Consider the following 24,420-nt stretch of genomic DNA (forward strand, 5'->3'; position numbering starts at 1 on the left):
AAGGGAGCTCACTATGTTTAGTGAGCTCCCTTTTTACATACCCCCAGGGGAATTCGAATCCCCGTCGCCTCCGTGAAAGGGAGGTGTCCTAGGCCTCTAGACGATGGGGGCGTATGTCATTGGACCTATATAAAGATACCCGGTGCTCGCACCAAGTGTCAAACTAAATGCAGCAGCGCTCACCTGCTGAAAAGTCGACAGACAACTAGCGTAAATCTACAAAGATAGAAAAGTCATAGAGCCACACCCAAAGAACTCTCTTGAACCCCAGGATGCAGCACATCTCAACCTAATCACATGCATTAGAATCAGCCTCGATCACCTTCGTTTTCTCTGCTTGAGGCCAGCGTCAGGTGTGCACTTAGTAGTTACACAGTGTAGTTACGCAATAGAGGCGTCAGCTCCTAGTAGATGTTAACGCTGGCTTAGATTAATTCGGCTTTCCTATTCACCTTCTTCCATGGGCTCGACTAAGCCTGTCAACCAGCATGTCTATAACAAACGGCTGGAATTACGTAAGCGGATAAGCTGTCTGCGCATTTTAGGCGAGGCTTGAGCAACGTCCTGAATATGTGCGATCGCTACTTGACTATCTAATGGCTCTAAATAATCGTCGCTTCCGTAAGCAAAGGCATCCACTAACGTCTCCACCAGTTGCTCTTTGTCAGTCATAGCTACCTGTTCCTCGATAATGCGAAATTTAAGGCGGACCTCGCACTCGTAGATGCCAACATCATTATCAGGCGGTAAATCTGGTGAGCTGTTCATGGTTAGTAAAAGTAGGTTTCAAGAGGAGTACGTCTAAAAAAATCTCTAAGCATTAAGTTCACATAAATTGAACTTGAGAAGGCACTTTCAAACATACATAAATGTTTTATTCAGGTACTTTTTGAATTCCCTTAAGAAAGCGATAGATAACACTTTATTAACTTGATATAGGCAATATTTCCTGCTCTAAAAATGCATTAATAAGTACAATCTTCGGTGACTATTTTATACAAGACAAAATGCTGTCATTCCCTAGATAGACTGTTTTGAATACGCAAGTATGTCAATGGTCATAGATGTCTTTTTGAAACAGTATATAAATAGATACGGACAAAGATAGATACTTTCATAAGTCCGTATATAGAACGGTTGTGGCCACTTTTAGCGGTTAGTTTTTAGAAAGCTTTTATTGAAAGAAGGTAGCGTATGTAAGCTCTAAGAGCTTTGCTTTGCTAGATTAAAGCCAACTGGAATAGATTTCTTTAGATTTCTGTTAGATTTGTTTGTGTCGCTTATATTACTCAGTAGAACGTTTTTCCCAGTGTGTTTGTTGACTGGGTAGTAAGATTCAAGAGTGACTAATTACAGCACGTCGTAGATATAGGAAATTGGGTGGCTAAGTACTCTCCAGAACATCCAGAAATAGAGCCTTTGGGTAGGGTTGAGCTGCTAGTAGCAATGGCAGCGACGGCGATTATCTTGCTGCTAGTAGCCCGAGTCTGGCTATTGTTCGAAACGTTTCGTTTCCCTCTGATATTTACCTGGCAGGTGCTGGGATTCGGTATGGCACTTGGACTGGGTATCTCTACGACGAGTGCGCTGATCTATCGATTGTGGCCGACGTATAAAAGGAGCGCCGATGTTTACTTAGAATTTGTGCTGGCACCGTTGATTCTTTCTGACTCCATATGGATCGGGTTATTGCCAGGAATGAGTGAAGAGCTTCTATTTAGAGGGGTGATGCTTCCAGCCGTTGGGTTAAATGCAACAGGGTTAGTCGTATCTAGCCTGTGCTTTGGCGTTTTGCACATGTCTGGGCGTGAGCAGTGGGCCTACGCAATTTGGGCTTCGGTAGTTGGGCTATTGTTAGGGGCAAGCGTAATCGCAACCGGTAATCTACTGGTGCCAATTACCGCGCACATAGTGACTAATTTTGCGTCTAGTTTGTTCTGGCAGCTCTCGCGACGTTCTGCTTAGAGGCGATCACGTCTAACGTGATCGCACTATCCGCCATCTGACGGTGGTCCGCTATCTGACGATGGTTCTGATGATGGTATAAAGCTAGTTCGGCGGCATCACGCACCTTTTCTAGCGCATCTGCTACAACCTCCACACCTGAGTTCAGCTGCCTAGCCTCCTCTGTTAATGTTTGCTTCCAAATGCGGCTTCCTGGCTGTCCATGAAATAGATGCAGCATATGGCGAGTGATGCTGTGCAATCGGGTTCCTAGCTTCTGGGTGTGGTAGTCAATATAGGGCAGCATTGACTCTACTACCTGATATCGAGTCTGAGGCTCAGTCGTTTCACCAAATATCTCTTGATCGGCCTTTTCAAACAGAAAAGGAATATCATAGGCGGCTCTGCCAATCATTACCGCATCAACTGCTCGCAGCTGATTTTTCACTTGGGCAAGCGTTTTGAATCCGCCATTGATTTCTATTTGTAAATGAGGAAATTCTTGCTTAAGTCGATGCACATCGGCATAGCGCAGCGGCGGAATGTTGCGATTGTCTTTCGGACTTAGGCCCTGCAGCCAGGCTTTGCGAGCGTGAACGCTAAACCTTTGGCAGCCGGTTGCCGAGACGATGGTGACAAAGTTGGCCATGTCTTCATAGCTATCTTGATCGTCGATGCCGATGCGATGCTTCACACTTACCGGTAGCGCTGAGGCAGCTATCATCGCCGAGACACAATCTGCTACCCTTTCTGGCTGCGCCATCAGACACGCACCGAAGTTGCCGCTCTGAACGCGATCGCTCGGACACCCAACGTTCAAATTAATTTCACTGTAGCCAAATTCAGCCGCCCGCCGCGCACTGTTCGCCAGCAGCTTCGGGTCATCACCGCCCACCTGTAGTACCAGTGGATTTTCATCAGGCGTAAAGCCAATCAACCGGTCGAGGTCGCCGTAATAGATTGCCTGCGCATTGACCATCTCGGTATAGAGCAGCGTACGCCGGGTGATCTGCCGCATGAAGAAGCGGTAGTGGCGATCGGTGCGATCCATCATGGGAGCGATGCTCAAAAGATGCATAGGCGGCAGCTGATTACTTACTCATCTGGTTACTTACTCATAAAGTCTAGCGCCTGCTGCGGTTGTCCCCATAGGACCTGTTCGTGCTTGTAAATCACCATGCCAGGGAGTGCGCCTTTGGGCTTGTATACATTTTTGGGCTCGGTATAGACGACGGGCACCTGGTCCGATTGACGAGCGCGGCTGTAGTAGGCAGCGAAACTGGCAGCTAGCTGTAGGGTTTCGTCTGTGGGCACTTCCCCAGCATTCAGGCGCAACAGCACATGGCTTCCTGGAATTTCTTGGGCATGAAACCAAAGGTCGTAGTCGCTGGCCTGCTTGAAGGTGAGCTGTTCATTTTGACTGTTGTTGCGACCGATAAGAATTTCGAGACCCTGAGGAACCGTATAGCGACGAAAATCTACAATGTCTTCTCGATGACGACTCTTAGCTTGAGCGGCTTGGGTAGATGGTGATCGCCCACTCGTATCGCGCAAATACCCCTGGGCTATCAGCTCTAAGTAAGTTTCTTCCAACGCTTTTAGATCGGCCTCGCTCTGGTAGGCAGGCACTTGCAATAAACTGTCTTCGACTTGATTTAGATAATCGATTTCAGCCTTGACTTCAGCTAACAGCGGCATGATCGCAATCCGCGATCGCTTTAGCTTCTGATGCTTTTTATATAAAGCCTGCGCGTTCTGCACCGCGTTCTTCTCAGGATTTAGTGAAATCACAACCGGCTGATCAGAGTCAAAGTCGCGCAGCTCGATTTCGCTCATCCCTACCTGCCACTTGGATAGATGCGCCATGAGCAAGTCGGCCTGTCGGCGATACGCTTCTGCCTGGTCAGACTGCTGTAGCCTAGCGGTAAACGTATTGGCTTTCTGCTTAAGTTTTGCCTGGCGATGTCTAAGCGTTTGACTAAGCTGATGGTGCAGTCGGCGAAACGCTTCCTGATTGAACTGATAGCGATAATAATCTTCTAGAAGCGTCTGTTCATTTTGAACAGGATATAGAACAACCTGGTCGCTGTTGACCAGCAGATCTGATAGAACCGTGTAGCCGCCAGTTTCTATGGTGGCTGCAGCGAATGTTTCGGTAGATAGGCAGCTCAACCAATGCTGCCACGCCTTGAATAGACGCTGCCAGTTGTCTTCTGTTAGTTCGGAAGTCCTAATATCAACCGATAGATCAGCAGACCAAATTAGCTGGGTAGCAACTGACGAGCTAACACCACTAGAGGCTTTTACCAGCATTTTCTTGAGCTTGCCAGGAATCAAAGAGATGCGATCGCGCCAATCTTCAAACCCTTCTGCTAGCGAGGGGAGCTTACCTCGAATCCTCGGCGGATGCACGTAGGGTCGACCCGTTTGAATCGGCCTAACGCTAGAGCGCTGCTCGCTGACCTGATGAGCTGCGGTCACAATCAATTTATCTGCGGTAGTTAGGATCACATTGCTATATTTGCCCATGATTTCTACATAGAGATGCCACAGCGCCGGTTCATCAGGACGCTGAGCAAACTGTAGATCTAACACTCGCTCCCACGGCGATAAGACATTGATCTGAGTGAGCGCTAATCCACCCAGCTGATGCTTGAGCTGCTGAGAGAAGGTAAAGGTGTCCGGTTGCCTGGGCGGTGGGGAGGCCATATGGATACGCGCTGCCTGCGGATGCCAAGAAATTGCTAACCAGCCCTTTTCTTCAATAGTTCTGAGTGCGATGAACAGCGTGTATTGATCGCGCTGATAAACCTGCTCACAGCGAGCGGGCAGCCAATGGGCACGCAGACCTGCTCTGGCGGCTGATAGAGTCGTGTAATCAACTGGCTGCACAAAGCACCTCTTGGGACAGTAGGGGCATTAGAAATAAGACAAATAGCAGACAAATGGTAAAAGAAAAGCTAGCTACAAATCTAGAAGCCAGCAAGAAAGGCATCGTTTAGGACAGAGATACCAGGTCACAGACATAACTGTTTAAGGACATTTCAAGCTATCAACCAAGTTTCGCTAGATCCTTAAAACACTATAAACCCGTCTTACTACCCGCTTAGCCCACTACAATCTTGTAGAGACATATAGCTTATCCACATTAGGTTCAGAATTAGGTTTAGAAACGCCGTTTTCTGACAAACCTAGTGGTCGCCATTAGCAGCAGCCAGGAAACGGACTAAGCAAAAGGTGGGATAGAAACGCTGCGAGTTCAAGGCCTTACACGCTATGGTTGAGAGAGGTTCGTTACATACCGCAATTTTTGCCGCATCGAATGAGTACTGCTGCCCGTCCTGCCCAACTCGACAAACTTGTCAAACGCTTTGCCCGTATCAACGACCCTAAACGTCGATATGAGCAGTTGCTCTGGTATGCCAAGAAATTAGAAGCTTTTCCAGCCGAGGGAAAGACTGCTGAAAACAAGGTGCCAGGATGCGTTTCGCAGGTATACGTCACGGCTAGTCTCGATCAGGATAAAGTCAGTTTTCAAGGTGATTCGGATGCGCAGATTACAAAAGGACTGCTAGCAATGCTGATCATTGCTTTAGAAGGCCTCTCACCTGCAGAAATTATCAAGCTCTCCCCAGATTTCATCAAAGAGACCCAGTTAGATGTCAGCCTAACGCCATCTAGAGCCAATGGTTTTTACAACATCTTCAAAACGATGCAGCAAAAAGCACTATCGCTTGCTGAGCAGACAGCTACTGACTGAGCTAACTGATCGAGCTAACGGTTAATAGAAAGCCTATAGATGGATACCGCACTCAGTCTTTTCAGTCCCGCGCCAGCGTCCCGCTCGCTCGTCTTCGTCCGCGCTCGTGCGAGTCGTCAGTGGCTGATCGCCAATGCTAGTGTAGCCCTGGTCGTGTAGGGGGTTATAGAGCACATCATGCTTAAAGATATAAGCCCAAATATCTTTGCGTGTCCAGTGGGCCAATGGATTGATCTTTAATCTGCCTTGATCATCTCGCTCGAAGATAGGCAAATCTTTACGAGATTCCGACTGATCGCGCCGCCGCCCAGTGATCCAAGCCACTGCATTTAAATCGCTCAAAGCCCGCTGCAAGGACTCTACTTTGGTTAGCTCATAGAATCTATCGATGTCAGTCTCCCACAGGTTTTCACCATAGCGGGCAGCAAAAGACTCACGCGAACTCGCACCTACAGCAGAATAGGTATGTAGATCAAGCTGATAACGCACCTGCGCTTTGCGAGCAGTTTCTAGCGTTTCGGGGAATAAATGCAGCGTGTCTAGAAAAACGACCGGTACTGGCTGATCTAGCTCTTCGTAGAGCATATGCGAGATGGCTAAGAAACTAAAAGACGTAGTTTGTACTAGTCCTGTTGGAATCTGGGTTGTACACCAAGCCAAAATCTCTTGCGGGCTCGCCTGGGCAAACCGCCGATTGAGTAAGTTTAGATCCAACTGCTGAATAAATCGTTTAGGGTTGCAAGCGGCTACTGCATCAATTGCAGATAGATCGCTTACAGGGGCCTCTATACACTGAACCATATTGTTTAACCCCTGCGCCTAAGAGTGGTCGCGCCAAGTTTCCCTCACAATCCTACCCCAATAAACACCCGTATTCCGATCGGAATACCGGCCATTAGTTTTCTTGACCTATTTCTCAGTTTTTTATGGCCAGCCACACAGCAATCAACCGACAATAAATCAAACGTTCAAAAATAGAAATAGACTTACGATCTTTTTGCATGCCTATGAAAACGCTCATTTTGTATAGCAAACCCGGGTGTCATCTTTGCGAAGGACTTCAGGAAAAATTAGAAACGCTGCCTGTCCATCTAGAGATCAGAGATATTACCCAAAACCAAGACTGGTTTCAAAAGTATCAGTACGAGATTCCGGTTCTTTGCTATACCGAAACATCTGGTAGTGCTTCTATAGAGCGCTCCTTGCCTCGGGTTTCTCCACGGGCATCAGCCACGCAAGTAGCCAAAACAATACAGACGCACGCTGGCCCCTTTGAGGCATAATTTCAGCATCAATTTTGGCTAGGGGATATTTTGTGATGCTGCTAAGAGATCTTTTGACTGGGCTAGAAGCATCTGAGCTAGAAGATTTTAAACTTCCTGAGGCGATCGCCGATCATTCTCACTGGACTAAGGCAGTCACTGGCCTATCCACCAATTCTCAGGCTATTGAACCTGGCATGGTGTTTATTGGGATGCCTGGAACTAGGGTCGATGGCGGTGAATTTTGGCAAAGTGCGATTGAGAAAGGCGCGATCGCAGCGCTCGTTTCACCCTCTGTTCTTGCTAGCAAACCCAACACCAGCGACGCGCTAGTCCTTACCACTAGTAATATTGCTAAAGTCTGCGCCGAACTAGCTGCGAGTTTCTACGCTCAGCCAGCCAAAGCGATGAACATAGTCGGCGTTACTGGCACCAATGGCAAAACGACAACAACTCATCTAATCGAATACTTTCTCAACCACGCCCAACAAAAAACTGCCATTCTTGGCACTCTCTACACTCGCTGGCCAGGCTACGAGAAGATCGCTGTTCACACGACGCCCTTTTCCATTGATTTGCAAGCAGAGCTAGCTAGCGCCCACCAGGCAGAGTGTCAAACCGTCGTCATGGAAGTTAGCTCCCATGCGCTCGCTCAACATAGAACTTGGAGCATTCCCTTCGAGGTAGCTGTCTTTACTAATCTCACCCAAGATCACCTTGACTATCACAAAGATCTTGACGACTATTTCGAAGCCAAGGCGCTACTGTTTAGCCCTGACTACCTGAAGGGGCATGCCATCGTTAATCAAAAAGATCCCTACGGGCAGAAGTTGATTGAGCGAATTGGCAAGCACAAAACTTTGACCTATGACATCACGGATAGAAGCGCCGATCTCTATACATCTGATCTTAGATACAGCCCAATAGGAGTCAGTGGCACTATCCACACGCCAGCTGGAAACGCTAGCTTTAGCTCACCCCTTGTCGGTCAATTCAACCTAGAAAATCTACTAGCTGCCGTTGGCGCGGCGCTACATTTAGGCGTCTCCCTAGACCAAATCGTGGTGGCGCTCCCTGAATTTAAAGGCGTTCCTGGACGAATGGAGCGAGTACAAATCTCAACCGGTATGGCAGCACAGGCTGTTGTAGAGCTAGATACTGTTGCAGAGCCAGATACTGTTGCAGAGCAAGATATTAGTGTGATCGTGGACTATGCCCATACACCAGATAGCTTAGAGAATGCGCTCAAGGCCGCTCGCCCCTTTATCGAGGGTCGATTGATCTGTGTGTTTGGCTGTGGGGGAGATCGGGATCGCTCTAAAAGACCTAAGATGGGTCGCATTGCCTACGAACAGTCAGATTTCGTAATTGTGACTTCTGACAATCCGCGTACAGAATCGCCTGAACAGATACTAGAAGACGTCGTGGCTGGAATTGAAGGGCCGCTAGATGAAGAGCAGGTAATTGGCGATCGCGCCGCCGCTATTCGTAGCGCTATCTTGAATGCCCAGCCGGGAGACGGCATTGTCATCGCCGGTAAAGGACACGAAGACTATCAAATTTTAGGAACCGAAAAAATTCATTTTGACGATCGAGAACACGCTAGAGCAGCGCTTGAAGAGCGCTTACAAAAACCCTAAGAGCAAAACTGCGGAACCCATTGCAAAGATGGCCGGATAAGTGGGCATATTCGAGTAGATAAACTCAACCTACTGTTCGATGTTTCCTGTAAGAGCAAGATTAGCCAATAGGTGTTTATTAACAAAATCCCATCCGACAAGCTTCTCGTAGAGTTTCACAGACCTTCATACAGCTAGTATCGGATGCATCATTTAGCAAGAATCTGCGTTTCGACGTAGAGAGACTTTGCATGCTACCCACACCACTATAAAGAACTGAAGCTACTGATACGTCAGGTCGCTGCTCCACAACTTCTGATTTGGAACTTTGCATTTATCCCAATCAGCATTTGAGGGCTGCTGAGCGGATATTCATAAATCAAGCAAATATACTATGTCGTTACCGTCCTTACTAGCTCACACGGTCAACCTATCGCCTTCATCAGGAGCGATTGTTGATCCAAGAGGGTTTAAAGCCGCACTCCAATCTTTCATTCAATTCTTAATCACCCATCAGGTTCGTGCGACTCTATGGGTGAAACTACCAAAAGACGACGCTTGGTGGCAAGATATCTGGCAATATGCTCAGCAGGCAGCAGGTTGTACTATCTATAGCCTGGGCGAGCAAACGGGTGATCCGCCCGACAGCTTAGCAGCTAGTCTACGACCGATTCCTATCGAGCAGACCCCTGAATTAAGGCGTGAATACCTGTGCCTAGCTGTTTGTGATCAGTTCGTAGGCTCGCTAGTGGCAGCTAGAGTAGCACCCGGAACAGCTTCTGATAAGCGAACACTACGGCTATATAGTTCAACTTCTCTGCGCACAATCGCGGCTTTATCTACCAATATCAAAGCTGTGATTGAAGACAGCTCATGCGAGCAGACCATCGCCGGCGCCGCTGTGCTTAGTCAGTGGGAGCGTTACTTTCCAAAGGCTCTATGGACTCAGGGGACCTTGCCGCTATCCGACGCTTTCTTGAGCTGGCAGCTGCAGCGCCAAGAAGACCTGCGATCCCAGCTCAACAGAAGTCGTAGCAGTCACAAAGAGGCTAAGAGCAATTCTGGTGCCCGTAGGATCAATGCCGACTTTCTTGGGCAAGCAAGAGAAGAGTTGCAATCGCCGCTGACCACTATCAAAACGGCCCTAACGCTCTTGGGTTCGCCCACGCTCAAGCTGGCTCAACGACAGCGCTACATAGAGATGATTGCGACTCAGTGCGATCGCCAGAAGAATCTTGTCAATAGCATCATTGAACTCTTGCAGCTCCAGATGACGCCAAGCCAGTCACCCCAACCTATTGGCCTTAGCGAACTGCTGCCTGGCATTGTTAGTATCTATCAGCCCATTGCTCAAGAGCGAGATATTATGCTGGCTTATACTATCCCCGATCGGCTCGCGACCGTTCTAGGAGTAGAAGCCGAGCTCAAGCAAGTTGTTGTTCACCTGATCAAAAATAGTATCAAAAGAATCGCTAAGCGTGGTCGAATCTGGGTTAGCGCTGTCCCTGATGGCAAGAACTTTATCGTCCTTACCGTCCAAGATTCAGGTAGCCATATTCCCAAATCCGAAATCGATCGGCTCTTCGAGCCTTTCCACCCATCAACGCACCCATCTACTAACAGTGATATAGCAAACCTAGATCTCATGCTAGTAGAGCAACTAGTGCAGAGGATGGGTGGACAGATTATGGTAGAAAGTCCGCCAGACCGAGACACCCTTTTCAAAGTTGCACTTCCCGTTCAGCCACCCTCATCAGCGCGGATAGCTGCCTCCAAACCGATAGCGCAAGCAGATCGCTTTGTCAGAAGAAGTCTTGGGCCTGCTAGAACGACTAACAGCCAGTCTATAAATGATCAATCCGTAAATGACCAATCTGTAAATGACCAATCTGTAAATGCACAGACACCCGCTGCCATCTCATAGAGATCTCGTATAGCAACGGGGCTGGATGCATACTCTGCGAGAAGGCAAAGCCTACAGTTATCGCTGACTACTTAGCGCTTCTGTTAAAGGTTTCCAGCCCTAGAAAATGTGTAGAGCGAAGTGGCAAAAGCTATAGAACTTTGGTCTCCTAAACATCAGAAATCACCAAACATAAGAAGCAGCCAGGACTAAGGCGCCTCGTCTTCGGCCACCAATGTTTCAATTAGCAAGGCGGCCTGCTTTTGCTTTTCTTGAAGGAAGCGATCGCATTGCTGCAATGCGCCTACAGCTTCAGAAAATTGATCGAACACCTCAGCTAAAGAGAGTTCTCCCCCCTCTAGCTGCTGGGTAATTGACTCAATGCGAACTAACGTCTCTTCGTAATCCCAATTGTCAGGCAGAGAAGGTGTCTTTTTTTGGCGAGGCATAGAACAGTGGACGTAGGGAACAGTAGGCGTAGGAAACAAGAAGCATGGGAGATAAGGAGTGTAAGGAACAGCTAAGAATTAGGCAAAGCCAACTTTTGCTTACGAGAGCCAGCTTAGTTAAGACAGTCTGGCTAACGATTAGCAGACACCGTAGCTTTGACTTTACCTTTACCTAACTGAATTTCTAATTCGGTACCAGGAGGAAGCTGGTTGGCATCTGTAGCAATTTCTCCTGCCGTTTTGACTATTGCATACCCTCGCTTCAAAACGGCCTGAGGATCTAATGTCACGAGTATCTCTTGCAAAAGCTGATGCTGGTGCTGCTGGTGCTGTAATCGCTGATTTATAGCTGAGATCAGCTGCTGCTTCTGCCATACTAGTGATTTCTGATGCTGAGTTAGCTGGCGGTCCACACGCTGACGTTGAAGTCTCGTCCTTAATGATTGTACCTGCGCTTGAGCGTGCTGCAGCCGCCTAGCCACTACCTGCCCAGCTCTTTGCAAATAATTCACCTGTTCTTGGTACAGCTCATCTAAGCTAGGCGTAATCATTTCAGCCGCAGCAGTTGGAGTATGAGCACAGGCATCTGCGACTAGATCAGCGAGTGATTCATCTCGCTGATGGCCTATCCCAGTAACTACAGGAATAGGGGAAGCCGCGATCGCCATCACCACCCGCTCATCATCAAAGCAGGCAAGATCTTCTACGGCGCCCCCACCTCTAGCTAGCATCAATACATCAGCTCTGCCATCTCTATCTACTCGGGCGATCGCCTTTGCAATAGAAGCTGGCGCCTGCGGACCTTGAACAACTGCTGGAGAAAGTAGCACCCTCAGTCCAGGACTACGTTGGACTAAGGTCCGTTGAATATCTCCCCAGGCAGCAGCCTGGATAGAGGTAACTACTGCCAGCATCCGAGGATAAGCAGGAAGCGGACGCTTTCGATCTTCATCAAAGAGTCCCTCAGCCGCAAGACGTGCCCTTAGCCGACGGTAGCGCAACGCCTGCAAGCCCTCACCAGCAGGTAATACTTGCCAAACAGTAAGCTGATAGGTACCTCGTTTTGGATATAGGCGAATCTGACCTAAGACCGTAACTTGTTCACCAACTTTCGGCGCCGTAGTCAGACGAGGTAGCTGTGACTTCCAAACGACACAACTGATTGCAGCCGATCCATCCGGCTCTTGTAACGTAAAGAAACAACCCTGGCGGTGGTGGTTAGCACTCGAAACCTCTCCTACCACCCATACTTTGTGCAGGTGAGCATCTTCTTCTAGCAATAGCTTCAAATAGTCAGTTAGCCCTGCGACACCAATGGCTAGCTCGGTTGTCGTCTTGGCAAGTTGATCCATGATATTTTTACTTTCTACTGCGTCTACCAGTTTGGTTAAGGAAATGGATATCTATGATGGCCTCAAGTGCTAACAGCTAACTTAACTGGAAAAGTAAGAATATATCTTTCCTTCTACATCTTTACTTGCTATACCTACCAGAATTTGCGAGACGCTGATAGCTGATAGCAGTCTTCTTGAGAAGCAGTATCGACCATTAGAGGCTGCTCAGAAAGCAAATCCTCTCCTACTAGATAGCATCAAACAAATAGATAGCATCAAACAAATCAAAGCCATATTAGTACGTATATATTATCTCTCACAGGTTTTCTTATCTTTCTATTGAGATTTTATGTCTCAACTTTTGGCATCTTTATAAACGATCAAGCAGTGCTAACTACAGAAAATGCACTAGATACAAAACCGAGGACAAGACGAGTAGCCAGTAGTTCGAAACGCTAGATCCAGTGTTTTGTTTAGCGCTGGGAGACTAAAGAGCAGTCGTGGATACATAAAAAAAGCCCAGACCAACAGTTCGTCTAGACTTTGCAAAGATGTCTATGATAATGGTGCTTTCTACAGTACCTATGAACAGATCGTTCAGACGACCACTCAGCTAGTGACTACCTAGCTAACGACTAGGCAATGGCCTCACATTCAGCAGGACTTACCTGATACTTAATCAAGTTGGCAAGCTCTTGAAGCTGATTGATGGCCTCGGCTCCTTCTAGCTTCATCAGCTCGCGATCATCACGCATCTCAGTCCACGTAATTCCATAGTCAGAGACTAGGAATCTAATTAGATGATCCCCCCCTAAGCTCACCATGAAGGAAGCACTGTTTAGCTCATCTCCACATGTGTAGCAAGAGGCTAGGTATCCCCTTTTCTCTAACACGATCGCCATTGCCTTCAAGTTCAATACGAGGTCTTGAACAAACTGACGGTGCTGATCTGCAAGTCTAACAAACATTGACTGTCTCCTACACCACTAAATAATCTTACACGGTTTGCTTAATACTTTTTTAATGTTCTGCAAGCGGTGAAATTGAAAACCGAATAGCCTCGATAATTTTATTAAGGCTGTTTGAGCCTTTCGTAGCCTGAGCGGATTTCGTAGATACCAAATCACTCGCTACTGAACCTACCCGCTCTCAGTTTCAAACTATCAGTCCTAGCTTAGCATCTTAAGTTATGTTAACTTCTAGCGCCTGTATCCTAATCCAAAATGACAAATCCTGCAGAAAGTCGCCCAAAATATCCGTCAAAGGACATATAGATTTTCGCTCTGCTCGACTATCGCTCTGTAAAAGTTGTCACTTCGTTCTAACGCAATTGTGTTCAATTGATGAAAATAGAGCGAACGGGATCAAAAAAAATGACAAAACTTGACATGCTCACCTTACTTGTCTATGGCAAGTGAGAAAACCTTTGGCAAAGATCTATAGTGCTCTAAGGCACTACAAGTCCTAGAGCCAGACTTCAAAATTACATGATGGCTGCTATCTAAGGCAGTTGCTGCCCAAAAGTGTACCCTGCTTAGCCAACAACACTAATTTGCAAGCGTCCACCAACCAAAGCCCGGGCCGATGAAGCGAATTGTTAACCAGGCAGCGACCATCAATACAATACCCGCCCACGCGCCCCTGCTAGACCAAGTCACAAACTTAGCGGCAGTTTCTTTGCTGATTGGCACGCCACGCATAATCGGTTCGGGCTTGCCATACTTTTCGCCTAGCTCTTGCTTACGGCGTCTGGATTCTCCCATGAGTCAATTATCTTTACTAGCTATTGATTTTGGGTTCATCATAGCGGCCCTGCTTGCTGAGCTTTTATCAGGACTGGCTAAATTATCATTTGTTTAGAGAGTTCAGAAGAAAATTCTAATACCAGGCTACTAGAGAGCAGGCTACTAGAGAGAAAGGTAGACTCCCTCAAAGGAATAGTTAAAGCAAATGTTTAGAGTAGTCTGCATGAGGTGCAAACCAACTGGCATCAAGATAGCTACTGCGAGCAGCAGGACTAAGCGCGGCGATAATCTGTCTGCCATAGCTACGATGGTTAATGCGGTTATCGAGAATTGCGACCACACCAGGAGTTGACCCGTTTGGTAACCTATGTTCCGAGACATCACTATCAGCGGCGTATCTAGGCAAGGCGTAGTTGTTTAGGGAGTGATTATCTAGATGGGAATCGTTTAAATCGTCTAGGTGGTGATAGTGCGATGGACTCCCGACATAGTCATATGCTCGCACTGGTGCCACCGCATGCTGTAACGTGCTGAGTGCTTCAGGAAGTAGATAGGCTTTGAACCAGTCTTGTTGTCGCCGCTTGTACATTGCTACTCGCCCTGCTACCAATGGATTTTCTAAAGACGGAATAGGTAAAGTTGTCACGATCATCAAACTTGGGGTGGCAAACTGAGACTGGTGCGATCGCCAGTACTCCCAGCCTGTAATCAATACTCCCTGGTGTTTATCTACCTCAGATTCAACCTGAACTCTAGAGCCAAACTCAGCGGCCAATACAGATGCAAACTGTATCTTCAAAGGCACATCACCTACAATCACCACTGTCGGACCAGCCGTTGAGCTATCGTCCATAAGCTGCTTGGCACCGAGCAATCGCCTGATCTCCTCTAGTGCAGCCGCCTTAAAGTGGCTGGTATTAGGCATGGGCAAGCGATCGGGAAGATAGAGCTGAATGAGATCATTATGTCGATCTGGGCCAAAACTTAGGCAGGTCATTTCGCCAAGACCGAGACGTTCTCGATATCGCACGGCTCGAGTGTCCGTATCTAGCGCTGCGCCGACCAAGACAATCGGTTGCCTTTGCCAAATTGGGGCTAACGTGGAATCAATGTCCGTAGGGCCACAGCATAGTACAAAGCTACCAACCTGGCGATTCATCTGGCTCCAGGCTAGCTGACTAGGCTGGTCGAACTGACGCCAAAAGACCTGCCAGGCTACAGGCATCTGATCACCATCGCCGTGGGTGATTAGCAAATCGCGTAGTTCATTCAATAGCATCCGCTCAGGAACATCTATCAAATGGCAGCCATAAGGATTGGCCGGATGTTGCAAGATAGTGTGAGTCAGTCGCACTCGCAAATCACGAATCAGCTCGCAGTGGGCTGGATAGGCAAGCGTCAGTAACTCCCAGTCTTGAGAAGATAAGGTCGTGCTCAGTGTGGTCCTAATCCATGTTTCTAAATCGCTAGCCCCCTCAATAATGGTGGGAATACCTTCCGGGAAGCGACTGACCAAGTTAGCAGATGTAGTCGGCAGACCAGAAACCCTATCGCTAGAGAGGCGATCGCATAGCCATGCCTGAGTCGAGGTCACCAGCAGTCCTCGAAAAGACTCCCCCGGCCATCTATCTCCAGTTTGGACCGGCTTGATCACAGGCAGTCTCTGTTGCAGATCAGGAATGTCTTGATGCAACATCAGCTTTAGCAGCTTGTCAGGAAGTGCTAATATCGCAGGCTCAGGCCACAGTAGCGCTGGAATGAGGTAGCTCAGGCGATGGGTGCCCTGATAAGCACTCAAGCTATCCGTTTGGATCAAAGCGCTACGTCCTACTCTTAGCGCTCTAGCCACTAACCGGGCCATAGTCAGATGATGCGGCCACTGAGTATGTCCCTGCTCTCGTAGATAAGCCCGAAGGCGCTGATGAACTTCTGTTTCGATCACAGGCGTATAAGTAAAGTGGCAAGCGTGCAGAACCGCTTGGTTGACGGCGGCTTCGGGTGGATTTTATTGTGACACATTGTTTGAGAAGTAGCGTCTTGGGATCGAGCCTATTTAGCTGAAGGGAAAGCGCGCTATCGAGCAGAGAGAATCGCGTCAATAAAGTGCGACTCAATAGAGGGTTGAAATGAAAATTGGAATTATTGGATTGGGGTTGATCGGCGGCTGCCTAGGAATAGACCTAAAGGCGGCTGGCCATCGGATATACGGAGTAGCTCGGCGAGTAGAAACTTGCCAGCAGGCGCTTGATCGCAACATTGTCCACTATGCCAGTGTTCACCTCACAAGTCTTGCTGCTTGCGATGTTGTGTTCATATGCACACCGATTGCCACTATAGTGCCCACAGTGATAGCGCTCGCTAAGATCTTAAAGCCCACGGCTGTGGTGACGGATGTGGGGTCTGTGAAAGCAGCGGTCGTTGAACTAGCAACAGACCACTGGCCTTTGTTTGTTGGCGGTCATCCCATGAGTGGTAAAAGTGAGAATGGACTGGAGGCAGCCGAAGCGGGCTTATTTCAAGGAAATTCTTATGTCATTACTCCCTTAGAGAAACCTTCGTCACAAACCGACAGCGCTGCGATCGCACTGGTTGAGCAGCTAGCGACGCAACTTGGCTCACTGATCTACCGCTGCACACCAACAGCTCATGATCGAGCAGTCGCCTGGATCTCTCATCTGCCTGTGATGGTCAGCTCTAATCTGATTCATTCAGCCAGCAGCGAACCTGATGATACCGTCAGAGAACTCGCTGAAAAATTTGCTAGTTCTGGATTTAGAGACACCAGTCGAGTAGGCGGTGGCAATCCAGAGCTAGGATTAATGATGGTTCAGTACAACCGGAACGAAATATTACGAGCACTCAAGCAGTACCGCCAGGCTATCGACCACACCATCCAAGCATTAGAAATAGAAGATTGGAGTGCGATCGCCAATCAGCTAAACGAAACCAAGCTGGCAAGAATGCGCTACGTCGCCCCTAGCTCCATGACTGGCTCTTGATACAAAATTGTCGTAAAAGACACCGTCGAGCCTAGCCCTTCACCCATACTGATAAATTTTACCTTCCCACCCATGGCTTCAACGAGTCGTTGAGAAATTGCTAACCCAAGGCCAGTCCCTTCATACTGCCGAGTTCGAGCGCTATCCACCTGGCTAAAGGTTTGAAATAACCGGTCCTGTTTTTCTAGCGAAACCCCGATCCCGGTATCTGCCACACTGATCTTGACGAGTCCGGGCCACGTCTTTTTGTCGAACTCAAATGACTGAGGGTTGATCTCGGCGGTGATCGTAATGTTGCCTTCGTGGGTGAATTTGCTAGCGTTACTCACGAGGTTCAACAGCACCTGCTTTAGCCTTTGATAATTGCTGTAGAGCTTAATTTCATCTAGGGTGGCGGGGAGCACAATATTAAACTCTAGCCCCCGGTTCTCAATATGAGTCCGCTGCGATTTATCGATTTCTTCCATTAGCTCTTTCAAGCTGACAGCGCTTAGCTCAAGCTCCATCTTGTTGGCTTCGATTTTGGCAATGTCTAGGACGTCATTGATCAAATTCAGCAGATGAATCGCGGAATTATGTGACTCTTGAATGAACTCAAGCTGCTCTTCTTCATCGTCAGCCATATCGTCTAAGACCAAACGCAAAAAGCCAATCATGCCGTTCAAAGGCGTTCTCAGTTCGTGAGAAGTATTCGCGAGGAAGTCGCTTTTGCGCCGAGAGGCTTCTTCTGCTTGACGCTTGGCTTCTTCTAGCTCTTGATGCTTGCGAGTAAGTTCGCTATTGGTTTGGCGAAGGGCTCTAGATTTGGTACGCAGCTCACGGGTGATGGCTTCACTTTCGCTAAAGAGTTTGGCATGGGCGATCGCAGTCCCTACCTGATCTGTCAGCTCATGAATCAGATCAATTTCAAATGACTGCCACGGCTGCCTAGGCGGCTGCTGCAAAACCAAAATGCTATTAGGCTGCTCGCGATAGCAAGTAGCAATAGTCAATACGGTGTAGGGTAGCTCACCTTCACTTTGTCTAAAATCTTTGATCACCGGCTTTAAGCTTTGCAGCGTATTCAAAAAGTCAGCCTTGGCCGATAGCGCAAACGTTTTGCCCAGGCAAGGATGCAAGTTCGGTTGATAGTATTCAGCGACGACCGTTACCGTTTGCATTTCCTGTGAATAATCACAGACTAGGCAGCGATCTAGCTTGAACACACTCCCCAAACCATTGACTGTCTGCTGCCATATTGTCTTGAGATCTAGCGTCTTACGAATATCAGAGGCAACGCTAGCTAGCAGTGCATAATAACCACTGCCACCATTGTTAGAAACAGAATTAGTGGTTACGATTGGCAGGGGCTGAGGGACAGTGCGGCGGCCAACGCCCACCACAACAGCTGAATTTCCATCTACCTGCAACCCATCGCCCCTTGGAATTGCTGAATTGGCAGGCAAGGGGCTGAGCACGAAATCAAATCCGACTGGCTGATGCCCACAGCGGACAACGCATTGAAATTCTTGGGGTGATTGCTGCTCAACCACCTGTCGGACATGCTCCATATAAGGCACAACAGCAACTGGCCCGAACAGCACTTCAACCGACTGCTCTACCGACTGATCTACCGAGCCTTGTTCGCCTACGTACTCGATACAGTCGGCCGCCTGAGGCCAGTGCATAGATAGAATTTCACCTTCTACCGTATGAACCACGACCAGCGTATTTAACTGCTCACCAGTTTCCGCTGTCTTGGTAGCTGAACCGATACCAGAGACCACAGCTAAATCGATTGAGTTAGAGGGAGGATGGACAGACCGAGACATTATAGACGGGGTAAACGCTTACTTTTGTGCTTTATCTTTGTATTCTATGTGTTCTATAGAAACGCAAAGCAGCTTGTGGAAGGTGTGATATCTAAGCTTAGTTGCTAGTTAGCGTCTTAACTCGTCGCTATTTGTACTAGCAACTCCTTATAACTGGCAACGCTTCATTCTTATTCCTGCTTGAATATGAACCAACCTGTTATGCAAGGTTATCGCTTATTACTGCGCTTGCTACGACAGTTACCTAAATTATCTAGTGTACTTGTGAAAGCGATCTACACATTTCTATAAAGCCCATAGAATTCTATAAAGCCCATAGAAAGAACTCATTCATTCATTTGCTCTTTCGACTCAATCTTTCTAAAGGCCCTGAGGGCTATCTCTGTTTTCAGACACTGGCAGTAAGACTTAGTATAAGTTCAGGCTCGCTCGACGGCTTTTTTATCTGTTTCCTTTCAACTTTTCCTTATTGGCCCATTCATGACTGACGTACCTGTCTCACGACTGCGCAATTTCTCTATCATCGCCCACATTGACCACGGCAAATCCACCCTGGCTGATAGGCTTCTACAGGAAACAGGCACAGTCAGTGCTCGTGATATGAAGGCACAGTTTCTCGATTCAATGGACATTGAACGAGAGCGCGGTATCACTATCAAGCTACAAGCTGCCCGAATGAGATATACCGCCAAAGATGGCGAGCAGTACGTGCTCAACTTGATCGATACGCCTGGGCACGTAGATTTTACCTATGAAGTATCTAGATCGCTGGCTGCTTGTGAAGGAGCGTTGTTGGTCGTCGATGCCTCACAAGGGGTAGAAGCTCAAACGCTAGCCAACGTCTATCTAGCGATTGAAAACGATCTAGAAGTGATCCCGGTGTTGAATAAGGTGGATCTCCCGGGCGCTGATCCTGAAAGGGTGAAGCAGGAAATTGAAGAAGTCGTTGGACTTGATTGTAGTAATGCGGTGATGGCCTCGGCGAAAGAAGGCATTGGCATTACTGAGATCTTGGAATCAATTACGTATTTGGTACCGTCACCAGCAGACAATACGCAAGCACCTGTGCGGGCTTTAATTTTTGATAGTTATTACGACAGCTATCGCGGGGTAATTGTGTATTTTCGGGTGATGGATGGTGCGATCAGAAGTCGCGATCGCATCCGTCTAATGGCTTCTGGCAAAGAATACGACATTGACGAACTCGGCGTGCTTTCACCTAACCAGGTGCCAGTAGATGAGCTGCATGCGGGCGAAGTGGGTTATATTGCAGCCTCAATTAAGTCGGTAGAAGATGCACGCGTTGGCGATACGATTACGCTAGTTAAGACACCTGCCGAAGAGCCCTTAGCTGGCTATATAGAAGCAAAACCTATGGTCTTTTGCGGCCTTTTCCCTACCGATTCTGATCAGTATGAGGATTTGCGCGAGGCGCTAGACAAGCTCCGGCTCAACGACGCAGCTTTACAGTATGAGCCAGAGACATCTAGCGCTATGGGCTTCGGCTTTCGCTGCGGGTTCTTAGGCCTATTGCATATGGAGATTGTGCAAGAAAGGCTAGAGCGCGAGTACAATCTCGATCTGATTACGACGGCGCCGTCAGTTATCTACAGGGTCTACACAGTTCAAGGGGAAGTCATTGAGGTTGATAATCCTAGTCTGCTACCTGAGCCGCAGTATCGAGAGAAAATTGAAGAGCCCTATGTGAAGGTAGATATCATTACGCCCGAAGAATTCGTCGGCACGCTGATGGAACTATGCCAAACGCGCCGAGGAGATTTCCAAGATATGAAGTATCTAACGCCAGGACGGACAACGCTGGTGTATGAACTACCGCTAGCAGAAGTGGTGACAGACTTTTTTGACCAGATGAAATCGCGATCGCGTGGCTATGCCAGTATGGAGTACCAGCTGATTGGCTACCGAGAGAACAACCTCGTCAAGCTAGATGTCAAAATCAACGGTGATACCGTCGATCCGTTGGCAGCCATCGTTCATCGCGATAAAGCCTACTATGTCGGCCGTGCGCTGACTGAAAAGCTCAAAGAGCTCATTCCGCGTCACCAGTTCAAGATTCCAGTCCAGGCATCGATCGGAAGCCGGATTATTGCTAGTGAGAGCATTCCGGCCTTACGTAAAGACGTGCTGGCAAAATGCTACGGTGGCGACATTTCTAGAAAGAAAAAGCTGCTGAAGAAACAGGCCAAAGGTAAAAAACGGTTGAAATCTATTGGCACTGTCGATGTTCCTCAAGAAGCCTTTATGGCCGTCTTAAAATTGACCTAAAGCTAAGCTAAGTCGATAAGTTGAGTCGAGCAGCTTCACAATATTCACAATAAATGCATCTTGATGACACTGATTAGATCTTAGCGATCGCCTTGTCAATCACAGTAGACGAGTCATTTTTGTGAATTTTTGATCGTCAGATAAGCCATTTGGGGATAGATAAGATCAATTGAAGTTTTAGTAAAACCTAAAACTACTGTTAAGTACATTTAACAATTTTTTGATACATTTTTAGTCAGCTTGGCCAACTCCTATCAGGCTTTTGGAATCTTCTTATACAAGAGCCTAATCCCTACTCTAGTATGTTATGCAGTTATTCACGTATGTAGAGAGCTATAGCTAGCGACCTTTAGACATCGAAACCTATGAGAATTCTAGTCACAGGGGGTGCTGGCTTCATCGGCTCCCATTTGATCGACCGACTGATGTCAGCAAACCATGAGGTTATCTGTCTTGATAACTTCTACACCGGTCACAAGCGCAATATTCTGCGCTGGATGGACAACCCCTACTTTGAACTAATTCGTCACGATATCACCGAGCCGATTCGCTTGGAAGTGGATCAGATCTATCACTTGGCTTGTCCTGCTTCCCCTGTCCACTATCAATACAATCCTGTCAAGACCGTCAAAACAAATGTGGTAGGAACGCTCAACATGCTGGGGCTAGCCAAACGAGTTAAAGCTCGCTTCTTCCTTGCCTCGACTTCTGAAGTGTATGGCGATCCCGAAGTGCATCCTCAGCCCGAAGAATATCGAGGTAGTGTCAATCCCATCGGCATCCGCAGTTGCTACGACGAAGGCAAGCGCATGGCCGAGACCCTCTCTTTTGACTATCATCGTCAAAACGACGTTGACATTCGAGTCGTGCGTATCTTTAATACCTACGGACCCCGCATGCTAGAGAACGACGGCCGGGTAGTCAGCAACTTCATTGTTCAAGCGTTGAGCGGTCAGCCATTGACGGTATACGGCGATGGCTCACAGACTCGCAGCTTTTGCTACGTCTCCGATCTAGTAGAAGGGTTCATCCGCTTGATGAACAGCGAGCACACAGGCCCTATCAACATTGGCAACCCTGGAGAGTACACCATCCTTCAGCTAGCTCAAACCATTCAAAAGATGGTGAATCCAGATGTAGAAGTCCAGTATCGTCCTTTGCCCCAAGACGATCCAAAACGAAGAAAGCCTGATATTACCAAAGCCGAGAAGCTGTTAGGTTGGCAGCCAACTGTAGATTTAGAAGCCGGGCTAGAAAAAACCATTGCCGATTTTAGAAGCCGGATGGACGCTGCTGGCACCTTAAGCGAGAGTTTAAAGGCATCGACATAAGTCGTAGGAATAGAGGCATTCAGAGATATTAGAGGCATTCGCAGATATAGCCATAGATGTAGACAGAGCTATATTCTCTGGCAGCTCTGCTCATTTCATCCCAAAATAGTGTCTTCCAAGTTTCCCTTTAGAAACAGCTTATTCAAAGATAGCCTGACCCTCTTTTGTAGAGTCGTTAGTCAGGCTCATCGGGCGTCATTTGACCAGTATTCATTTCACTAGTCATTCATTTAACCAGTAATCAAAAGAGTGGTATCGCTATGCGTGTGTGTGTCATCGGAACGGGCTATGTAGGATTGGTAACTGGGGTTTGTTTGTCCCATATTGGTCACCATGTAATGTGTGTTGACAACAACGAGCAGAAAGTCCAGCTGATGAAGTCTGGGCAATCACCAATCTATGAGCCGGGCCTATCTGATCTGATGAAGTCATCGATGGAATCTGGTCATCTGGAGTTTACATCTGATCTTAATGCTGGGGTAACTCACGGCGAGATTCTATTCATTGCGGTCGGAACGCCAGCACTACCGACTGGAGAAAGCGATACCCGCTATGTAGAAGCGGTAGCAAGAGGCATCGGCGAAAACCTCAATGGTGGCTACAAGGTGATTGTGAACAAATCAACAGTACCCATCGGTTCAGGTGACTGGGTACGGATGATTGTGCTCGATGGGTTGAATGAGCGGCAGAAAGGAGAGGGTGGCGAAGCTGCTTTTGATGTGGTCAGCAACCCTGAATTTTTGCGAGAGGGTTCAGCCGTCTATGACACTTTCAATCCTGATCGCATTGTGCTAGGTAGCAACAGCGATAAAGCGATTGGCATGATGAAAGAGCTATATACGCCTTTGGTAGAGCGGCAGTTCTCCGAAGACAGTTCTGCACCGCCAGTCCCTGTCGTAGTGACTGATCTGAGCTCTGCAGAGATGGTCAAATATGCGTCTAATGCCTTCTTGGCAACCAAGATTAGCTTTATCAATGAGGTAGCAAATATCTGCGATCGCGTCGGTGCAGACGTTACTCAAGTGGCTGCGGGCATCGGCCTAGACTCTCGCATTGGCAGCAAGTTTTTGCAAGCAGGTATTGGCTGGGGTGGCTCTTGCTTTCCCAAAGACGTATCGGCTTTGGTTCACACCGCTGATGACTATGGTTACGAAGCCGAGCTACTAAAAGCCACTATCAACGTCAATACTCGGCAGCGCCTGCTAACCGTTGAAAAACTCCAGCAAGTGCTGAAGATTTTGAAAGGTAAGACCGTTGGCCTATTAGGCCTTACCTTCAAGCCAGATACAGATGATATGCGCGATGCGCCTTCGCTGATCATGATTGACAATCTCAATCGCCTTGGCGCCAAGGTCAAGGCCTACGATCCCATCGTGTCGCAAAGCGGCGTTAGCCAAGGTCTTTCTGGCGTCATCGTCGAGACTGATCCCGAGCGGCTAGCAGACGGCTGCGACGCACTGGTACTAGTCACTGACTGGGCTAAGTTCAAGAATTTGGACTACAGCAAGATGGCCAAGCTGATGAACGCACCGGTGATGATTGATGGTCGCAATTTTCTTGACCAGAGAGCGCTAGAAGCAGCAGGCTTCCAGTACATCGGCGTTGGTCGGTAGGCCAACAACTTGGGCTTGTCACCCTACTTATTGTCCGACTTAGACTGACTGACAAGATTCGGATTTACAGCTCCATGCTTTAGAAGAAGTATGGAGCTTTTTATGGGCGTCCTTAACCACAACTTCGAGTAGTCGCTTCTATTAAGGCCCCTAGCGAATGACCTTTGATATCGCGTCGAAGGTCGCTCGGGAGCTGAGGTTTTATGAACGGCTGAGCGAGAAGTCCACATCGCCCTCCACGACTAGCTGGAAGTGCCACGATAGATGGTCTTTATCGCCCGGCGAGCTGCTTAGAGAAACCTACCGTGGGTAATCTTGCGGCGTCAAAACTATGGCCAAATTCAATTACTACGACAAAATAGCG

General features: G+C 48.0%; 20 protein-coding genes and 1 tRNA gene. 10 read left to right on the forward strand and 11 right to left on the reverse strand.

The features are described 5' to 3' along the window. Positions 1–38: 38 nt before the first annotated feature. Together S7335_RS03130 and S7335_RS03135 are read right to left on the reverse strand one after the other, a co-directional pair. Positions 39–111, reverse strand: a tRNA-Glu gene (locus S7335_RS03130). A 381-nt stretch (positions 112–492) separates the two neighbouring features. Next, a complete protein-coding gene (locus tag S7335_RS03135) occupies positions 493–768 on the reverse strand; it encodes an Npun_R1517 family heterocyst differentiation transcriptional regulator (RefSeq protein WP_038015531.1) in 276 nt (91 codons plus the stop codon). 612 nt (positions 769–1,380) lie between these two features. Between S7335_RS03135 and S7335_RS03140 the strand changes: the two genes are divergently transcribed. After that, positions 1,381–1,965: a CPBP family intramembrane glutamic endopeptidase gene (locus tag S7335_RS03140; protein WP_006453473.1), complete on the forward strand. Its 585-nt coding sequence runs from the start codon at positions 1,381–1,383 to the stop codon at positions 1,963–1,965. On the opposite strand, the gene dusA is transcribed toward S7335_RS03140, so the two are convergent. Both dusA and S7335_RS03150 read right to left on the reverse strand, forming a co-directional pair. Further along, on the reverse strand, positions 1,928–3,022 hold the full coding sequence (dusA, locus tag S7335_RS03145) for a tRNA dihydrouridine(20/20a) synthase DusA (protein WP_071776903.1): 1,095 nt from the start codon (positions 3,020–3,022) through the stop codon (positions 1,928–1,930). The genes S7335_RS03140 and dusA overlap by 38 nt on opposite strands. A gap of 29 nt (positions 3,023–3,051) precedes the next feature. Further along, positions 3,052–4,836, reverse strand: a complete 1,785-nt coding sequence (locus S7335_RS03150) for an NFACT family protein (protein WP_006454901.1) — start codon at positions 4,834–4,836, stop codon at positions 3,052–3,054. A gap of 430 nt (positions 4,837–5,266) precedes the next feature. On the opposite strand from S7335_RS03150, the gene S7335_RS03155 reads away from it, so the two are divergent. Continuing rightward, positions 5,267–5,704: a SufE family protein gene (locus S7335_RS03155; RefSeq protein WP_006457629.1), complete on the forward strand. Its 438-nt coding sequence runs from the start codon at positions 5,267–5,269 to the stop codon at positions 5,702–5,704. A gap of 33 nt (positions 5,705–5,737) precedes the next feature. Here the strand turns inward: S7335_RS03155 and cysH are convergent, their stop codons facing one another. Next, on the reverse strand, positions 5,738–6,505 hold the full coding sequence (gene cysH / locus S7335_RS03160; RefSeq protein ID WP_006456709.1) for a phosphoadenosine phosphosulfate reductase: 768 nt from the start codon (positions 6,503–6,505) through the stop codon (positions 5,738–5,740). A gap of 200 nt (positions 6,506–6,705) precedes the next feature. Between cysH and S7335_RS03165 the strand changes: the two genes are divergently transcribed. The 3 genes from S7335_RS03165 to S7335_RS03175 all read left to right on the forward strand — a co-directional run bounded on the left by S7335_RS03165 (position 6,706) and on the right by S7335_RS03175 (position 10,509). Continuing rightward, complete coding sequence (locus S7335_RS03165; RefSeq protein WP_369791672.1) at positions 6,706–6,987, forward strand: glutaredoxin family protein; 282 nt, start codon at positions 6,706–6,708, stop codon at positions 6,985–6,987. Between the two features lie 35 nt (positions 6,988–7,022). Continuing rightward, complete coding sequence (locus S7335_RS03170; RefSeq protein WP_038015534.1) at positions 7,023–8,606, forward strand: UDP-N-acetylmuramoyl-L-alanyl-D-glutamate--2,6-diaminopimelate ligase; 1,584 nt, start codon at positions 7,023–7,025, stop codon at positions 8,604–8,606. Positions 8,607–8,979: 373 nt separating this feature from the next. Next, positions 8,980–10,509 carry an ATP-binding protein gene (locus S7335_RS03175; protein WP_006456829.1) on the forward strand — a complete coding sequence of 510 codons (1,530 nt, stop codon included), beginning with the start codon at positions 8,980–8,982 and terminating at the stop codon, positions 10,507–10,509. A 188-nt stretch (positions 10,510–10,697) separates the two neighbouring features. Here the strand turns inward: S7335_RS03175 and xseB are convergent, their stop codons facing one another. The 5 genes from xseB to S7335_RS03200 form a co-directional block, all read right to left on the reverse strand. Further along, positions 10,698–10,937: an exodeoxyribonuclease VII small subunit gene (xseB, locus tag S7335_RS03180; protein WP_006453941.1), complete on the reverse strand. Its 240-nt coding sequence runs from the start codon at positions 10,935–10,937 to the stop codon at positions 10,698–10,700. 131 nt (positions 10,938–11,068) lie between these two features. After that, the gene (gene xseA / locus S7335_RS03185) at positions 11,069–12,289 is read right to left on the reverse strand and encodes an exodeoxyribonuclease VII large subunit (protein ID WP_006455862.1); all 1,221 of its coding nucleotides are present in this window, start codon (positions 12,287–12,289) and stop codon (positions 11,069–11,071) included. Between the two features lie 617 nt (positions 12,290–12,906). Further along, on the reverse strand, positions 12,907–13,239 hold the full coding sequence (locus S7335_RS03190) for a DUF1815 family protein (protein ID WP_006457423.1): 333 nt from the start codon (positions 13,237–13,239) through the stop codon (positions 12,907–12,909). Between the two features lie 579 nt (positions 13,240–13,818). Further along, the gene (locus tag S7335_RS03195; protein ID WP_006455539.1) at positions 13,819–14,034 is read right to left on the reverse strand and encodes a DUF2839 domain-containing protein; all 216 of its coding nucleotides are present in this window, start codon (positions 14,032–14,034) and stop codon (positions 13,819–13,821) included. A gap of 178 nt (positions 14,035–14,212) precedes the next feature. Beyond that, positions 14,213–15,958: a hypothetical protein gene (locus S7335_RS03200; protein WP_006455576.1), complete on the reverse strand. Its 1,746-nt coding sequence runs from the start codon at positions 15,956–15,958 to the stop codon at positions 14,213–14,215. Between the two features lie 184 nt (positions 15,959–16,142). Between S7335_RS03200 and S7335_RS03205 the strand changes: the two genes are divergently transcribed. Beyond that, positions 16,143–17,015, forward strand: coding sequence for a prephenate/arogenate dehydrogenase (locus tag S7335_RS03205; RefSeq protein WP_006455658.1), 873 nt, complete (start codon positions 16,143–16,145; stop codon positions 17,013–17,015). Here the strand turns inward: S7335_RS03205 and S7335_RS03210 are convergent. Continuing rightward, positions 16,982–18,826 (reverse strand): ATP-binding protein, encoded by a 1,845-nt coding sequence (locus tag S7335_RS03210; RefSeq protein WP_006454018.1) that lies wholly within the window; start codon positions 18,824–18,826, stop codon positions 16,982–16,984. The two genes, S7335_RS03205 and S7335_RS03210, sit on opposite strands and share 34 nt — an antisense overlap. Before the next feature lie 480 nt (positions 18,827–19,306). Between S7335_RS03210 and lepA the strand changes: the two genes are divergently transcribed. The 4 genes from lepA (at position 19,307) to S7335_RS27655 (ending at position 24,369) form a co-directional block, all read left to right on the forward strand. Then, positions 19,307–21,112, forward strand: a complete 1,806-nt coding sequence (gene lepA, locus S7335_RS03215; RefSeq protein ID WP_006455883.1) for a translation elongation factor 4 — start codon at positions 19,307–19,309, stop codon at positions 21,110–21,112. A 365-nt stretch (positions 21,113–21,477) separates the two neighbouring features. Next, a complete protein-coding gene (locus S7335_RS03220) occupies positions 21,478–22,443 on the forward strand; it encodes a UDP-glucuronic acid decarboxylase family protein (protein ID WP_006453803.1) in 966 nt (321 codons plus the stop codon). Positions 22,444–22,703: 260 nt separating this feature from the next. Further along, on the forward strand, positions 22,704–24,056 hold the full coding sequence (locus tag S7335_RS03225) for a UDP-glucose/GDP-mannose dehydrogenase family protein (RefSeq protein ID WP_038015537.1): 1,353 nt from the start codon (positions 22,704–22,706) through the stop codon (positions 24,054–24,056). Positions 24,057–24,213: 157 nt separating this feature from the next. After that, positions 24,214–24,369 carry a hypothetical protein gene (locus S7335_RS27655; protein WP_157620063.1) on the forward strand — a complete coding sequence of 52 codons (156 nt, stop codon included), beginning with the start codon at positions 24,214–24,216 and terminating at the stop codon, positions 24,367–24,369. Positions 24,370–24,420 lie beyond the last annotated feature (51 nt).

It is taken from the genome of Synechococcus sp. PCC 7335 (assembly GCF_000155595.1).
Taxonomy (GTDB): domain Bacteria; phylum Cyanobacteriota; class Cyanobacteriia; order Phormidesmidales; family Phormidesmidaceae; genus Phormidesmis.

Excerpts from the sequence above, each read along its gene's own strand:
- S7335_RS03135 (WP_038015531.1), bottom strand. The coding sequence starts at position 768 with ATGAACAGCTCACCAGATTTACCGCCTGATAATGATGTTGGCATCTAC.
- dusA (WP_071776903.1), bottom strand. The coding sequence starts at position 3,022 with ATGCATCTTTTGAGCATCGCTCCCATGATGGATCGCACCGATCGCCAC.
- S7335_RS03155 (WP_006457629.1), top strand. The coding sequence starts at position 5,267 with ATGAGTACTGCTGCCCGTCCTGCCCAACTCGACAAACTTGTCAAACGC.
- cysH (WP_006456709.1), bottom strand. The coding sequence starts at position 6,505 with ATGGTTCAGTGTATAGAGGCCCCTGTAAGCGATCTATCTGCAATTGAT.
- S7335_RS03165 (WP_369791672.1), top strand. The coding sequence starts at position 6,706 with ATGCCTATGAAAACGCTCATTTTGTATAGCAAACCCGGGTGTCATCTT.
- S7335_RS03170 (WP_038015534.1), top strand. The coding sequence starts at position 7,023 with ATGCTGCTAAGAGATCTTTTGACTGGGCTAGAAGCATCTGAGCTAGAA.
- S7335_RS03175 (WP_006456829.1), top strand. The coding sequence starts at position 8,980 with ATGTCGTTACCGTCCTTACTAGCTCACACGGTCAACCTATCGCCTTCA.
- xseB (WP_006453941.1), bottom strand. The coding sequence starts at position 10,937 with ATGCCTCGCCAAAAAAAGACACCTTCTCTGCCTGACAATTGGGATTAC.
- xseA (WP_006455862.1), bottom strand. The coding sequence starts at position 12,289 with ATGGATCAACTTGCCAAGACGACAACCGAGCTAGCCATTGGTGTCGCA.
- S7335_RS03190 (WP_006457423.1), bottom strand. The coding sequence starts at position 13,239 with ATGTTTGTTAGACTTGCAGATCAGCACCGTCAGTTTGTTCAAGACCTC.
- S7335_RS03195 (WP_006455539.1), bottom strand. The coding sequence starts at position 14,034 with ATGGGAGAATCCAGACGCCGTAAGCAAGAGCTAGGCGAAAAGTATGGC.
- S7335_RS03205 (WP_006455658.1), top strand. The coding sequence starts at position 16,143 with ATGAAAATTGGAATTATTGGATTGGGGTTGATCGGCGGCTGCCTAGGA.
- S7335_RS03210 (WP_006454018.1), bottom strand. The coding sequence starts at position 18,826 with ATGTCTCGGTCTGTCCATCCTCCCTCTAACTCAATCGATTTAGCTGTG.
- lepA (WP_006455883.1), top strand. The coding sequence starts at position 19,307 with ATGACTGACGTACCTGTCTCACGACTGCGCAATTTCTCTATCATCGCC.
- S7335_RS03220 (WP_006453803.1), top strand. The coding sequence starts at position 21,478 with ATGAGAATTCTAGTCACAGGGGGTGCTGGCTTCATCGGCTCCCATTTG.
- S7335_RS03225 (WP_038015537.1), top strand. The coding sequence starts at position 22,704 with ATGCGTGTGTGTGTCATCGGAACGGGCTATGTAGGATTGGTAACTGGG.
- S7335_RS27655 (WP_157620063.1), top strand. The coding sequence starts at position 24,214 with ATGACCTTTGATATCGCGTCGAAGGTCGCTCGGGAGCTGAGGTTTTAT.